Source organism: Synechococcus sp. A15-62, assembly GCF_014280075.1.
GTDB lineage: Bacteria > Cyanobacteriota > Cyanobacteriia > PCC-6307 > Cyanobiaceae > Parasynechococcus.
Window position 1 is genome coordinate 1,677,744 of sequence record NZ_CP047950.1, and the last position, 14,514, is coordinate 1,692,257.

Below are 14,514 nucleotides of genomic sequence, written 5' to 3' on the forward strand. Positions count from 1 at the left end.
AGCAGCTCCATGTCCCGCATTTACGACGACAACAGCCAGGCCATCGGCAACACCCCGCTGGTCAAGCTGAACAACGTCACCAAAAACTGCAAGGCCACTGTGCTGGCCAAGGTTGAGGGGCGCAACCCCGCCTACAGCGTCAAGTGCCGGATCGGCGCCAACATGATCTGGGACGCAGAAAAGAGCGGCAAGCTCACCAAGGGCAAGGTGATTGTTGAGCCCACCTCCGGCAACACCGGCATCGCTTTGGCCTTCACCGCCGCAGCCCGGGGTTACAAGCTGATCCTGACGATGCCCGAGTCGATGTCGATCGAGCGGCGTCGGGTCATGGCCGTGCTCGGAGCTGAGCTGATCCTCACCGAGGCCGCCAAAGGCATGCCCGGTGCGATCGCCAAGGCCAAGGAAATCGCTGAGAGCGATCCGGCCAAGTACTTCATGCCTGGCCAGTTCGACAATCCCGCCAACCCCGAAATCCACTTCAAGACCACCGGTCCTGAAATCTGGAACGACTGCGATGGCGCCATTGACGTGCTCGTGGCGGGCGTCGGCACCGGTGGCACGATCACCGGCGTCTCCCGTTACATCAAAAATGAAGCGGGCAAGGCGATCGAATCCGTGGCCGTTGAACCCACCAACAGCCCGGTGATCACCCAGACCATGAACGGTGAGGCCGTCAAGCCCGGTCCCCACAAAATTCAGGGCATCGGTGCCGGCTTCATCCCCAAAAACCTCGACCTCTCCGTGGTCGACAAGGTTGAGCAGGTGACCAACGAGGAGTCCGTTGCCATGGCCCTGCGCCTGGCCCAGGAGGAAGGCCTGCTTGTGGGCATCTCCTGCGGTGCCGCCGCTGCAGCCGCCATTCGTCTGGCTGAGAAAGACGATTATGCCGGCAAAACCATCGTGGTGGTACTGCCCGACCTGGCCGAGCGTTACCTCTCCTCGGTGATGTTCGCTGAAGTGCCGACCGGCATCATCGAGCAACCGGTGGCTGTCTGAGCTGGCTCCACCAGAAGCCTTGGCCCCGTCGTTGACGGGGCTTTTTTTATGGCCTCACCGATAACCGTTCAGGCCTCAGCGTGCCGGTGGGCGGGCCTGGGGCTGCACCGCCGCTGCATCAATCCACATGGCATCGCCATAGGAGAAGAAGCGATAGCTCCTTTCAATCGCTTCGGCGTACAGCTTCAACAAGTTTTCGCGGCCGATCAGGGCACTCACCAACAGCAGCAGAGAACTTTTGGGGAGATGGAAGTTGGTGAGCAGGGCTTGAATCACCCTGAACTGATAGCCCGGCTGAATCACCAGATCCACCGGCCCCGTGTAGGGCTTGAGAACACCGCCATGGGCTTGAGCGGCCCCCTCCAGGGCACGAACACTCGTGGTGCCCACCGCAATCACCCGGCCTCGACAAGCCTGCACCGCCTCCACCAAAGCAGGGCTGACATCCACCCATTCACTGTGCAACTCCAAGGCGGTGAGGTCTTCCGTTTCAACAGGGCGAAAGGTGCCGAGGCCCACATGCAGGGTGATCCGGGCCAGATCCACCCCTTTCTGCTGCAAGCCCGCCAGCAGTTCATCACTGAAATGCAACCCCGCCGTCGGGGCGGCCACCGCACCGGGGCGATCGGCGTAACGGGTCTGATAACGCTGGCTGTCGCTTGGATCGTGCCGTTCGATATAGGGCGGTAGAGGCACCTCGCCCACGTCATTGAGCAAACCCTCAATGGTTTCGGCATCCCTGCAATCACTGGGGAACTGCACCACCCGTCCACCACTGGCGGGGTCTTCCGCGAGCACCGTCAGGCTGATCGAAGTGCCATCAATCGTGAGGCTGTCGCCCGGCCGCATGCGCTTGGCAGGACGGGCCAGGCACAGCCAGCGGCCCTCCCCCCTCGGCTCCAGCACCAGCAACTCAGACAGCCCACCCCCAGAACGCCGCACCGCCAGACGGGCCTTCAGCACCCGGGTGTCGTTCACCACCAGCAGGTCACCGGGCTGCAGCTGCTCGAGCAGATCCCACACCTGGCCGTGAGCGGCATCCGTTGATGGCTCCCCCTGAGGGGGAACCATCAACAAACGAGCACTGTGGCGGGGCTCAACTGGTGCCTGAGCGATGCTCTCGGGCGGCAGCGGGTAGTCGTAGCTGCTGAGTTGCAGGTCCCTGGGGTCAGGCACGTAGGCAACCGATCAGAGCGCCAGGCTTTCTGGACGGTTCTCGATCAGATCGGCGAGATCCTTCAGAAATGCGGCACCGTCAGCGCCGTAAATCACCCGGTGATCCGCCGTCAGGTTGACCTGCATCTGACGCTTGACGGCGATGGACCCGTCCTTGTTCGCCACCACCGTGGGGCGTGATGCGGCGACGGCAAGAATGGCTCCGGTGCCTGGGGGAAGGATCGCGTCGAATCGATCAACACCGAACATCCCAAGGTTGGAGAGGGTGAAGGTGCCCGTGGAATATTCCTCCGGCTGCAGCTGCTTGCTGCGGGAGCGCTTGACCAGATCACCCCACTGACGCGACATCTCATAGAGATCGGTGCGGTCGGCATTGCGCAGCACCGGCGTGATCAAGCCGCCGTCTTCCATCGCGACGGCAACAGCCACGTTCACATCGGCTGGATAGGCCATGCCAGCGGCTGTGGTGGCGGCATTCACCTGGGGATGACGCGCCAGGGTGACAGCCACCGCTTTGGCCAGCAGCGCCGTCATCGTGACGCCCTTGGGCTTCACCTTTTTGTAGAAGGCATCCAGCTTGTCGGTGGTGATGGTGTAACCAACGCGGAAGCAGGGAACCGCCAGGCTCGCCTCCATGTTTTTGTTCACCGCACCCTGGAGGGTGTTGAAAGCCACAGTCTCACCGGGGCGACCAAAGCTGTTGCCCGCCGGAGCCGCCGGGGCCGCTGCTGCTGCAGTGCCTGCCGCGGAAGCAGCGGGAGCCGTTCCTTCCGCCACCCGGGGCACGGAGATGGGCTGACCGGAAGCTTGCTCAACGTCTTCCGCCTGAATCCGGCCATGGGGACCGCTTCCGCGCACGGTGGCCAGGTCCACACCCATCTGGGAGGCCAGCTTCTTCGCCCTGGGGCTGGCCACGATGCGGCCGTCATTCACCACCGGTGCCGACGGTGCTGGAGCAGCAACAGGTGCCGGAGCCGGCGCAGGGGTTGGAGCTGGGGCCTGGACCGCCGCTGGTGTGGGAGCCGGAGCCGGTGCAGGGGCGGGAGCTGCAGCCGCCGCGGGAGCGCTGGGGGCCTTGGCCTGCGCGTCGGCGATCTCAGCTTCGGTTTCGACAATCAGTCCAATGGTTTCGCCCACCGGTGCCGTGCTGCCGGCAGGCATCAACACCGCAGCGAGGTAGCCGTCCTGGAACGACTCAACGTCCATGTCCGCTTTGTCGGACTCAACGACAAGAACCGACTCTCCCCGAGCCACCTTGTCTCCGGGCTGTTTCAGCCACTCAACGATCTTCCCCTCCGTCATGGTGGAGCTGAGGGCAGGCATGAAGATGTCTGTGGTCGCCATTCAGTCCTGTTTGCAAGGGATCTTGGGGTGCTGTCCAACTGTTTGCCCAACAGTTGTCCAACTCATTCGACGACTCTAAGGCGCAGAAGACCCCCATCCACCAGTAACGGCAAGGGGAGTCAGGTCTCTCCTCGTATGACATCAAGCACGATGTCCAGCGGATCACTCAACATCTGATCTCGCCTCTTGCGTAAATCTCTTTTGAGATCTAGATCGTTCCACGCAGCTGCATAGGAATCACAAAGTTCTCTCCCTTTGATCCGTAGGCAGTAGACCAATTTCTTGGACCGAAGGGTTTTGTCTTTGATCTCACGACCGCGAGCATTGGTTTTTCCATATCCACGGGTGATACCAACCATTTCCCAGTTATCAGCGCGATAACAAGCACCATTTCTGGTCTTTCCATTCCATAGACGTTCTTCGACGACAAAGGTCTCGAACCCTGCTATCGGAACTCCATATAGTTTTTCCCAGTCCTCCATTATCCGTTTTCTCCAGATGGAAAGAACAATCGTTGCTAGATTTGGTGCGGGATATTCAAGACGAAAAACATTGTTGTTGACGATGCTATTGAGTTGTTGTATTTTGACTTCCGCTTCCTCCGCAAGACCAAAGAACTCGTCCCGTGCCTGATTAGCAAAGACGGCGGAAGCACCACCAATGATTCCAACGACCTCAGATCCGTAGAAGATCAGGTACTGGAGTTGTTGTCCCATCGTCCCTCTGTCAGGGATGTAGTGGCTGCGACGGAACTTTTGATAGAGGGGGTTACTGCTCTTGACCAGTTCCAACCTCACAAGGTCTCTCTGAGCGACAGGAAGGGGATCTGGAGGTGAACTAGGTGTCAGTACACCCTCAAGCAGTTTCACGATGCTTCTGCCACGTCCTGTCCCGTGTTCTCGTCCATACGCATCGAGTGCCTCTATGAACGGTTCAGGCAGAGAGACTTGAATTTGTCTTGCAGGTGGATGTGAACTCTCAACAAACTTCCCGCCTTTGTCACGATTCTGATGGTCCTTCGAGAGCGGCACGTTACGGACTCATACCAGTCGGACATGGAACTTAATTCAGATTGATATTTGCTCCATAAAAAAAGTCTTGATCTTCTTGATGTTTTGAATTGAATATCAACTTTTGAACCGCAGGGTCTGATTTTGCTTTTTTCGAAGAATCTCTGTACGGTGAAACATTGCTTGAATTATTGATCTCCAAGTCAAGGAGGGCAGATGCATCCAGTTTTAAGTTTTCAGTTCTAATTATTTTCACTTTTGAAGGTATGCGTGTGGAAGAAATACATGGAATATCATGATTACTAGGAATGGATAATATTTTTATCATTGTAGGAATTTTTTCAATCATCTCCGCGAATTCATCGATATCGAAGTCAACTTTTTCAGGATAAGAGATTTCTCCAGTGATTTTATTTCGTTTAACATGTCTATGCGGAGAAAAATAAAATGAAACTAACCTGTCAAGAGAATTCCGAATGCATGTAAAAATTTCAAAGGATCGCAACTGTTCGTATTCAAAGTATTCAGACAATTTCATATGTTTTTTGGAAGTGAATCGACCTCTCACTTCGAATCTATCTTTGCCGTCCTGGTGACCCGAGATTTTCATTTCATCCATGGAGTCACCCTTGTCAAAAATGTGCTTCTGGATAGTATTACCACCTGTTTTGGGGATATGTATGAAAATTGCCTTTCCTTCGGGAGAATTAAAAATCATCTTCATAGTTTTTGTCCTTTTCTTTATACCATAGATGACCCTTATTGAGAATACGACATCATCAGTTTTCTATTGAAGCAACAATCTTGACACGTATACTTGACAAATATCATTAACTTGAATATAATAACTCTGTAAGGGTTAAAGAGAACAATGTACTTTGAACTCTAGAGACTGGATTGATACCAGGAATTTTTTTGAAGATGATGTATTGAGTTACTCCGATCGTCCGTAACACTTTGTAGGTTGACAGTATCTTCGATTTTAGTTTTACCTGCTACGTCTTATCGAACTTATCTTTGATCAGTTGTTCAATGAGTCTTTCGTAGTTCTGACTAGGCAGTCTCATCTTTTTAATCAGTTCTCTCGCTAACACTTCTGATTTATCTGAAAGTCTAACTGTTTTCATCTTCGATCTCCCTGTAAACCTGTTTTAGTTCTGTTTCAAGCAGTTTCATTCTTTGTTTGTCGATCTCTTTCATCAGAAACGACACTTGATTATTCTTCTCTTCAAAATCACCATCACAGATTTCATCTAGTTTGTTGTAGAGGTAATCAATCTTTTTTCTTGTAGCGGTAGTTTCGTCTTTCATAGTGCCGCTTTCAACGCATAATATTTCTCTCTGACTAGATTCTTGTGCAGTTGAGAGTAGTTGTACCCGTAATGATCCATCAGTGAACCTTCCATCAATGACAGTCTTTCAATCTCCTGTTCCTGATAAGAAACCATTTTTTTATTGGGTTGTTGCTTTGTTGGCGTCATGTTGATTCTTTCTAGATGATTGATGTAGATAAGTTTTTAGGAAAAACACAAGTGGCGATAACAAATCACCTAAGACAACAAGAGGAGTCATATTAAAATCACCCTTTTGTTGTCTACTAGTTATACGATTGAAGTGGTTTCAGTGTTTTGACGGTTACTCTAAACAGGACTCTTAATAAGTTTCTGAACAATACTATCTATAAGAATTCTGTCTTCCAGATATAAATACGTCAGAGAACAAACACAGAAGGGATTGAAATGAGTTGGAACTTTTACACGAATGAATCAATAGAAGAACCCTTTGTTCATGATGTTGGTCGTTTCATGAATGCCATAGAGAATCCCAGGAAATTCAATGGCAGAGTCGCTTACCAAAAAGGTGAGTGTCCAGTATGCAAAAGGAAGACAACAGTGCTGGGATTCTCACCTCGAACAAACACCTGGATGATGACGTGTCCTGTTCAGGTCTGTGGTCTCCGAACAATGACGTTGTACAAGGCGATCAAGAGTTACTTTCCAACCCTCCAGGAGGACTGTAGACGTGCGAGATGGACTCCAACGTATTCAGGAGACTGGTTACCGATCAGGAACAGAAAGAGGTCAGTGCCAGAGGATGATCAAGAAACAGAGACAGGTTCATGTGTTTGAACGATGCGTTGCACCATCGATCGACTCATACCCATTGATCTAGCGATCGTTCCATACCCCTCACCAGCAGTACGTTTTTTCATCACCTCTGCTGCTTGATGTTCGGTATAGGTCTTTTTCCGACCGAATTTCACCCCACGGGACCTAGCGACTTCTCTGCCTTCAGCGGTTCTGGATTTGATCTGATCCAGTTCTTGAGACGCCGCATACCCCAGGACCGACACGATGAGCATCGTGATTTCCTTTGGCATCGCAGTGGTATCAAGACGTTTGTCGAGAGTCCTGATATGGATCCCACGTTCCAACAGGTTGCTTACCTCGTTTACCATCCCCAGGAAGGAACGAGATAAACGGGAGAGTTCAGAGATCACCAGCGTGTCTCCCTCGACCATCTCATCTAAACAACGACGTAGTTCAGGACGGGTGTTCCAGTCACTAGTGCCTGTGATCTTGTCTCCATAGATCCGTTCGCAACCTGCACGTTCTAAGGCGAGCACCTGTCTCTCCTGATCTTGTAGGTCGGTGCTGCACCTCCACACTCCAAAAACAGTCATTGCATGGGTGTCTGTATCGGACATTTTAATACGGCATTCCGATACAGTCACTTCTCTGTTGGCACGGTTAGCAAGGTGGTGTATTGGAAATCAAAAAAATCATTACAGGATCCCAATGGTTTGAACGTTCCCAACCGACTCATATGAGTCGGTCTCAAGACGACTCGGGCGACCACTCTTTTGTCCACACCAGAGAGGCGACTAGAAGACCCCCAGATAGGAATTCCAGCCGCGTCCAAGATCTATGGGTTTTGTCCTCCTGCTGCCTTCTCTGTCCCTCCTCTGTCTCCTCCTGAGGCGATATCCCCCCGACTGATCGATGGAGTGATGATCTCATTGATCTGTGGCAGAGAAACACTCCCTGAAAAGAAGAGTAGGAGGAACAAATACTATTCTTCTGCTTGTAACTGGTCTTCTGGTTTCAAAGTCTTCTTGTGCATTCCTAGTTCATCAATATTCAATAAATTGTTGATCCGATAGTAGGTACTCTCAATTTCCGACTCGGAAGTACCACAATTGTCAGCAATAACTCTTATGCGAGTGCCATTCAAAAGATTGTGTGTGATATGTGTTGAACGTAATGAGTACAAAGTGAATCGACTGTGATCAGTAGGTTTTGTTTGTCCTTTGTAGAAATCCGTCAAAGCAGTACGAACAAGTTCCTCGTACTTCTTTCTGATCGTCTCTGAACTATAAACTCCGACTTCCCATCGGACTTCATCCAACCTTCCTTCTACCTCGAACTTCTTGATGCTTCTCTTGTCCTCCTTGTTCATGGTATGAAAAAGGGGATTCAAGAATAGACATGTGTCTTTATTCGATTGTGGCAGTAATGGAATTTCCCCTTGAAATCTCCAACGATAATTTGTGATCTCTCCACTAGCAACAATCAAGTTATGTTCTTCGATTTGTTTGTTTCTCAACTTGATGCCTTTATTTAAATGCGATTTCACAGAGTTCAACCAATGACCATTCATCACAACAGTTCTCTTACCTCTTTTCGTCAGAGGACTTACGCGGACTAAACCCTTTAACTTGCCGTCAGGCATCTTTCTAGTTTCGAGATCACCCAAACGCAACGTCATCGCTTCGTGAGGACGACCACCAAAGTGATACATGAAAAATATCCAGTTGTAGATCCAACGTCTCCTCCACTTCTTCAGTTCATCATCACCCTCTTTAATTTTCACCCATTCATTAAGAGCAGACTTCAGCGCTTCCCACTCTTCTGGCATGAAAGCAGGATTGGCATCCTCACGGAACTCTTTTCTATTCCGAAGTTTTTTAATGAAGGGGAATTCATTAGCATCAAGAATACTCTTCTTGACCATCCAACCCAAGAGTTCATTCAATGTCGAGAGATCGGAATTAATCGTGGAGACAGATAAACCTGCTGTAGCAGAATTCCATTTCCCCTTTGTCTCAACTTTTCTGTAGTAAAGACCATACTCTTCAAAACTTTCACGTTTAATATCGCCAATATTCAAAACACCAACCTTTGTGGCATAAGGAATTATCCTTTGGTGAATACGTTGAGAATATGATTTAACAGCACTCTCTTTAATCTCCCCGATATCCGCTTGTTCCAGTTTCCATTTCAAAAACTCTTCACAGACAGTGGCGAAACGATACTTTTTATTTTTGGAACGAAGTGGTTGATTGATTGTCGCTGCATAAACATCAAGTGCTTTGTCGTGAGCAATCTTGAGATCTGTTGTACCTAATGAAATGTTGTTGTACTTCTTGTTCCCTCTTGGAATGCGAAGCGTCAAATACTCACGATCGGCATAAGCGACGATGTGTGCACGTCCGTTCAACGTTTCCTCTTTGAACTGGATCTTGGGCATCAGGGGAAGTGTCCAACTTCCTGCCAAACCACTCAGCAGAAAGCACCGCAGGCACTAAGTGTACCCACGGTGCGTTTCAATGTCCAACCACTGTCCAACTGTATAAACCCTTGCAAACACTGACACTAGGAAATGTCTGTGGTCGCCAAAACCGTCTCCGGGAGGGCAGATCAGGGGAGTTTACGAGTCAGCAGAGGCCAGCCGATCAGGCTTCCTCAATCGACTGCACAACGCCATCCTTCACAACGATGGCCACCTGCATCTTCTGCACCAGGTTGTCGCCAACCTTCAGCTCACAGCTGCTCTCCAGCTGACCCTGCTCAACGATCTGGTCCATCTCCAGCTCACGCACCTGGGCCTGCTGCTGAAGCAGGTTGCGCTTCTGCTCCTCCAGCTCGGCGCGCTTGGCCGCCACCTGCTGTTGGATCTGCGCCACCTGATCCTGCACGCGGGGATCAAGGGGGTTGGCGCTCTGACGACGCACCTGGTCCACCACGTCCTGGCCTTCCTGTTCCAGCTGAGCCAGCTGTTGGTCAGCGGTGGCAATGCCATTGCTGAGCTCGCGCTCTGCTTCTTCTTTCCAGGTGGGCGTTACGACGGCGCGGACGGTGATCGGACGCTTGATCGTCAGGGAGGTGCCGTCGGACATGGGTGCTTGGGAGACGGCCAAAGCGTGTCAGCCCTTTCACGTGGGGTCAATCACCGGACAACCGACCACCCCCAAGCCTCCTCAGGCGCGGTCAACGTCCGTAAAGGCCATCGATCAAATGCTGATCGCGGCTGGTGATGCGATCACGGCGCTGCTTCAGGGTCTGGGTCAACAGACCGTTCTCAATGCTGAAGGGATCCACAAGCACCACCCCCGCCAGCCGTTCATCACCCCGGGAGCCCGACCGCTGCTTGAGCAAGCAGTTGCATTCGCGCATCAACAAGCGAAGCAGGGCCGGATCACCGGGTTGTCCGCCCAGGTCCTGCGCCACGTTCACGCCGGCTTCAGCCGCCCAGGCCACGATCGCCTCAGCACGGGGAACAATCAGGGCACCGAGCTGGCGTTCATCCTGACCCACCAGCATCACCTGCTCGATCAGGGGGCTGGCCACCAGGGCCTCTTCCAGGGGGCCGGGCTCGATGTTCTCGCCACTGCTCAACACAATCGTGTCTTTGGCCCGGCCGGTTAGGGCCACCGAACCATCCGGCAGCAGCATGCCGAGATCGCCGGTGTCAAACCATCCCGCGGCATCGAGAACCTTGGCGCTGGCCTCGGGTTTGCCGAGGTAGCCCGCCATCACCTGGGGGCCACGCACCATCACCCGCCCCCGTTGCCGGAAGCCCAGGGGCTGGCCGTTGTCGGGATCGACGATCCGGAATTCGGTCTGGGGCATCGGCAGCCCGGAGCTGCCGCGGATGTTGCGCCAGGGCCTGCGGCAACTCACCACAGGGCTGGTTTCGGTGAGGCCGTAGCCCACCAGCAGCTCAATCCCCACGGCTTCAAAAAAAGCATCGATGTGGGGCGCGATGGCACCGCCACCACTGATCGGATAGGAGAGCTGACCACCACTGAGCTGGCGCCGCAGCTTCGGCCAGATCAATGTCGACGCCAGGGCATGCAGGGGCCAGCGCAGGGCGGCGGAGCCGCAGGCACGCAGCCGGCCGGAGGCTGACACCGGTTCCAGCAGGAGGTTGCGCGCCGTTCGCACGGCTTTGCGCTGGGCAGCGCTGTTGGCCAATGCCGCACGCAGCAGTCGCTGCCGGGAGGGGGGGAAGGTCTTAAGCACATCCTCAAATCCAGCCTGAACCGCCTCCCAAAGCCGCGGCACAGTGGCCATCGCGATCGGCCGGACCCGCGGCAGATCCTTCTTCAGTTGCTTGATGGTTGTGTAGGTCTGCGTGCAGGCGCAGGAGAGGAAGAAGTAGCTGGCACTGCGCTCGTAGGCATGCCAGATGGGCAACACACTCAGCACCGGAGCACCGGGCTCGGGATAGGCCACACAGGCCAGTGAGCTCATCTGATGCAGCAGGTTGGCGTGGGTCAACGGGACCCCTTTGGGTTGGCCAGTCGTGCCCGAGGTGTAGAGAACAGTGGCCACGGCGTCTCGCCCCCCCGCCGGGCTAACGGGATCAAGGCCGGCCCCGGACGCCAGAAACGCCTCCCAGCCCATGGCGCCCTCAGCAGGCTCCCCTTCCAGCTGAAGCACAAAACGCAGCTCAGACCGTTGGTCTGGGGGAAGGGCCAGACGACGCCACGCCTCAGCGTTCTGCACCACCAGAGCCGTTGCCTGGCAATCCGAAAGGATGTAGCGCAGCTCCTCCACTGGGGCCGAGGCTCCGCGCACGGCATCAGCGGCACCAGCACGCATCAGGCCCTGATCCGCCACCAGCCAGCGGGGGCTGTTCTCAGCAAACAAAGCCACCACATCGCCTTCCTTCACGCCATGGCGCCGAAAGGCAGCTGCAGCGGTGGCGATGCGTTCCGCCAGTTCGCCGAAATTGAAGCGTTCGGGATGCGCTGCATGGGGAGCATCAACGGCGGCAATCAGCCCATGGCGGTCGGCGAGCCAGGGCCATACGGCATCGACCCTCGGCAACCTCTGAACATGGGCATGACGCTGCAGAGCGTCCGTTTCACGGGTTGTCGGGCTCCAGCTGGCCGTCATCCGAGGCAGGGGTTCAAACAGCTCAGGTTTATCTCGCTTCCTCCTCCCAGACCAGAGCGAAACGATGGGCCAGGGCATGCCGAAGCAGCGGCTGCACCTCAGCCGACGTCAGCCCTGGCAACCAGTCCGCAAGCCGCCCGACCTCACGACCGGTGAGCCCACAGGGGGTGACCTGCTCAAACCCCTGCATCGAACAATCAACGTTCAGGGCGAGGCCGTGCTGGGTGATCCAGCGGCGACAGCCCACACCGATGGCGGCGACCTTGCGGTTGTCCAACCAGAGGCCGGTCAACCCCGGCAGACGCTGACCCTCCAGGCCCAACTCCGCCAGAACATCCAGAACGACTTGTTCGAGCTGGCGCAGATACCAGTGCAAATCGGGGGTGCGGCGCTTTAGGTCCAACACCGGGTAGGCCACCAGTTGGCCGGGCAGGTGATGGGTCACCTCCCCACCCCGATCGATCCGGTACAGGGGTGCCGGTGGCTCAGCGGGATCGAAATGCAGGTGCTCCTCGCTGGCGCCACGGCCGAGGGTGTAGCAGGTCTGGTGCTGCAGGATCCAGACCGCCTCCCGAGCCGATGGATCGGCCAGAAGGCTGCTCTGCCAGCGCTGTTGCGCCGACCAGGCGGCATCGAATCGAACCGGATCACCGGGCTCGAAAAGAAATGCACGCTGGGGGTGGGCCGAATCGTGCGCCGTATCTAGCTTGCCGATAACAACCGGCACAGGAGTGAGGCATGAAGTTGCTGATCCATGGTCGCAACCTCGAGATCACGCCGGCGTTGCGGGATTACACCCAAACCAAATTGGAACGGGCCACATCGCACTTCGGTGATGCTGTTCGCGAGGCCGACGTCCATCTCTCCGTGGCCCGCAATCCCCGTGTGCCTCAACAGACCGCCGAGGTGACGGTCTTTGCCAACGGCACGGTGATCCGCGCCCAGGAACGCAGTGAAAACCTCTACGCCAGCATCGATCTGGCCGCCGGGAAACTGGCCCGCCAACTGCGCCGCTGGAAGGAACGCCACAGCGATCACCACCACAGCCACGGCCACAGCGCCAGCCACACCCCCAGCACGGATGTGGTCAACGATGCATCCCCCGTTGAAGCCTCCCTTTTGCACGGGCGTGAGGCGGAACTGCCGGATCCGGGTGTGCGACGCAAATATTTCGCCATGCCGCCCATGGAACTGGAGGAAGCACGCCGCCAATTGGATCTGATCGACCACGACTTCTACCTGTTCCGTGAGAAGGAGAGCGATCAGCTGCAGGTGATCTACCGCCGCAACCACGGGGGGTATGGGGTGATTCAGGCTCGTGACTGACCTCCCGGCCCGCCATGGCTGATCCAGCCCAAGAGCTCCCCGACCTACCCCCCCGGCTGGATCAGGCGATCCTCGACCCGCTGCTGACCCGTGACCAACTCCAGGCCCTCTGCGATTCGGGAATGCAGGAGGGCGTGCGGGCCATCTGCACCACACCGCGTCAACTGCCACTGCTGCGGGACCGCATCGGGACCACCGACGCAGGCCCCCGCCTGGTGGCGGCCATCGGCTTTCCCTTCGGAGCCATTCCCGCTGAGCTCAAGCTGGCCGAAGCGGAGTGGTGTGCCGCCCATGGCGCCCAGGAGCTCGATGTCGTGCCCGATTTCAACGCCCTGGCCAATGGCGATTCAGGCGCCTTTGCCGAGGAACTGGCCGCCCTCTGCGAGCTGGGGCTTCCCGTGCGGGCCGTCCTGGACATGGCCCGTCTGGAGAGCGAACAGCTGGAACTGGCCGTGGAGGCCGCCATTGATGCTGGCGCTGCGGGGCTGCAAACCAGCAACGGCTTTGGCCCGGCCTGCCATTCCGATCAGATCCTTGCGTTGAAACAGCTGATCCGCAAACGCTGCGCCATCAAGGCAGCCGGTGGCATTCATAGCCTCAGCCACGCAGGAGACCTGCTGTTGGCGGGGGCAGATCTGCTGGGCACCAGCAGCGCGCCGGCTCTTCTGCAGGCCCAGCGCCGCCCCGCGGCCTGAATGGCAGAACGACGCCTCACCGGACTCGCCCTCAAAGTGGGCCCCCTCGGCGAGCACGACCGCCTGTTGAGCCTGCTCAGTGATGCGGAGGGGGTCAGTCGCTTCGCCGTTCCCGGAGCACGCCGACCCAGGAGCAGTCTGGCCGCCGCGGCCCCCCTAACCCTGCTGGAACTGCAGGTGGGAGGACGCAGCGGCCTGGCCCGGGTGCGCCAACTGCGGGTGCTGCGCAGTTTTTCCGGCCTCGGCCAACAACTGGAAACCCTTGCTGCTGCTCAGGCGCTGTGTGATCTGAGCCTTCAACTGGCGGCCGAAGACCCCGTGGAGGGGCTGCTGGACACAATGCAGCTGCATCTGGAACGCCTGGAGGAACACCGAGCCGACCCGGAGTTGGTGCTGGCCGGCACGGTCCAGGCCTGCATCCATCTGCTCACCCTGGGCGGTTATGGACTGCCGTTGCAGACCTGCTGCATCACCGGCGATCCCCTGGAGCCACCGCTTGGCCAGTGGGACTGGCGCTGCAGCCTGCTGCCGCAGGACGGTTTTGCGATCGATGAGCAGCCTGGGGCAGCGATCCAGCTGAATCCCTCCGAACTGGCCCTGCTCCAGCGACTGACCCGGGCCGAACTACCGCGTCGCCGGGACGGTGAGCTGATGGGCCCCCCAGCCGTGTGGCGCCGGCTGCTGCGGGTGGTTGAAATCTGGAGCCGAACACATCTGAACCGACCCAGCAAAGCCCTGGCCATGCTGCGAGAGACGCTCCTGGCAGGCGCGTGAGCCATCATG

Annotated in this window: 14 protein-coding genes; 4 read left to right on the forward strand and 10 right to left on the reverse strand. The window is 56.0% G+C overall.

Going from position 1 to position 14,514, the window contains the following annotated elements; translation table 11 throughout:
* The first annotated feature begins 9 nt into the window (after positions 1–9).
* Entirely contained in the window at positions 10–996 is a 987-nt protein-coding gene (cysK, locus tag SynA1562_RS09660; RefSeq protein WP_186493689.1) for a cysteine synthase A, read from the forward strand.
* 75 nt (positions 997–1,071) lie between these two features.
* Here the strand turns inward: cysK and queA are convergent, their stop codons facing one another.
* The 10 genes from queA to lipB all read right to left on the reverse strand — a co-directional run bounded on the left by queA (position 1,072) and on the right by lipB (position 12,437).
* Entirely contained in the window at positions 1,072–2,172 is a 1,101-nt protein-coding gene (gene queA, locus SynA1562_RS09665) for a tRNA preQ1(34) S-adenosylmethionine ribosyltransferase-isomerase QueA (protein ID WP_186493690.1), read from the reverse strand.
* Between the two features lie 12 nt (positions 2,173–2,184).
* Complete coding sequence (locus SynA1562_RS09670) at positions 2,185–3,516, reverse strand: dihydrolipoamide acetyltransferase family protein (RefSeq protein WP_186493691.1); 1,332 nt, start codon at positions 3,514–3,516, stop codon at positions 2,185–2,187.
* A gap of 119 nt (positions 3,517–3,635) precedes the next feature.
* On the reverse strand, positions 3,636–4,547 hold the full coding sequence (locus SynA1562_RS09675) for a Druantia anti-phage system protein DruA (protein ID WP_186493692.1): 912 nt from the start codon (positions 4,545–4,547) through the stop codon (positions 3,636–3,638).
* 31 nt (positions 4,548–4,578) lie between these two features.
* Complete coding sequence (locus SynA1562_RS09680) at positions 4,579–5,250, reverse strand: sulfotransferase family 2 domain-containing protein (RefSeq protein ID WP_186493693.1); 672 nt, start codon at positions 5,248–5,250, stop codon at positions 4,579–4,581.
* Between the two features lie 389 nt (positions 5,251–5,639).
* The gene (locus tag SynA1562_RS09685; RefSeq protein ID WP_186493694.1) at positions 5,640–5,837 is read right to left on the reverse strand and encodes a hypothetical protein; all 198 of its coding nucleotides are present in this window, start codon (positions 5,835–5,837) and stop codon (positions 5,640–5,642) included.
* A 787-nt stretch (positions 5,838–6,624) separates the two neighbouring features.
* Positions 6,625–7,260, reverse strand: a complete 636-nt coding sequence (locus tag SynA1562_RS09690) for a recombinase family protein (protein WP_186493695.1) — start codon at positions 7,258–7,260, stop codon at positions 6,625–6,627.
* A gap of 338 nt (positions 7,261–7,598) precedes the next feature.
* On the reverse strand, positions 7,599–9,056 hold the full coding sequence (locus SynA1562_RS09695) for a hypothetical protein (protein WP_186493696.1): 1,458 nt from the start codon (positions 9,054–9,056) through the stop codon (positions 7,599–7,601).
* A 205-nt stretch (positions 9,057–9,261) separates the two neighbouring features.
* Entirely contained in the window at positions 9,262–9,705 is a 444-nt protein-coding gene (locus tag SynA1562_RS09700; RefSeq protein ID WP_114989554.1) for a YlqD family protein, read from the reverse strand.
* 91 nt (positions 9,706–9,796) lie between these two features.
* The gene (locus tag SynA1562_RS09705; RefSeq protein ID WP_186493697.1) at positions 9,797–11,710 is read right to left on the reverse strand and encodes an AMP-binding protein; all 1,914 of its coding nucleotides are present in this window, start codon (positions 11,708–11,710) and stop codon (positions 9,797–9,799) included.
* 28 nt (positions 11,711–11,738) lie between these two features.
* Positions 11,739–12,437 (reverse strand): lipoyl(octanoyl) transferase LipB, encoded by a 699-nt coding sequence (gene lipB, locus SynA1562_RS09710; RefSeq protein ID WP_186493698.1) that lies wholly within the window; start codon positions 12,435–12,437, stop codon positions 11,739–11,741.
* Between the two features lie 11 nt (positions 12,438–12,448).
* On the opposite strand from lipB, the gene hpf reads away from it, so the two are divergent.
* Genes hpf through recO form a run of 3 tightly spaced genes read left to right on the forward strand, consistent with a single transcriptional unit; the run spans position 12,449 to position 14,505 of the window.
* Positions 12,449–13,036, forward strand: coding sequence for a ribosome hibernation-promoting factor, HPF/YfiA family (gene hpf, locus SynA1562_RS09715; protein WP_186493699.1), 588 nt, complete (start codon positions 12,449–12,451; stop codon positions 13,034–13,036).
* A 14-nt stretch (positions 13,037–13,050) separates the two neighbouring features.
* On the forward strand, positions 13,051–13,731 hold the full coding sequence (locus SynA1562_RS09720; RefSeq protein WP_186493700.1) for a 2-deoxyribose-5-phosphate aldolase: 681 nt from the start codon (positions 13,051–13,053) through the stop codon (positions 13,729–13,731).
* Positions 13,732–14,505: a DNA repair protein RecO gene (gene recO / locus SynA1562_RS09725; protein WP_186493701.1), complete on the forward strand. Its 774-nt coding sequence runs from the start codon at positions 13,732–13,734 to the stop codon at positions 14,503–14,505. It begins immediately after the preceding gene.
* Positions 14,506–14,514 lie beyond the last annotated feature (9 nt).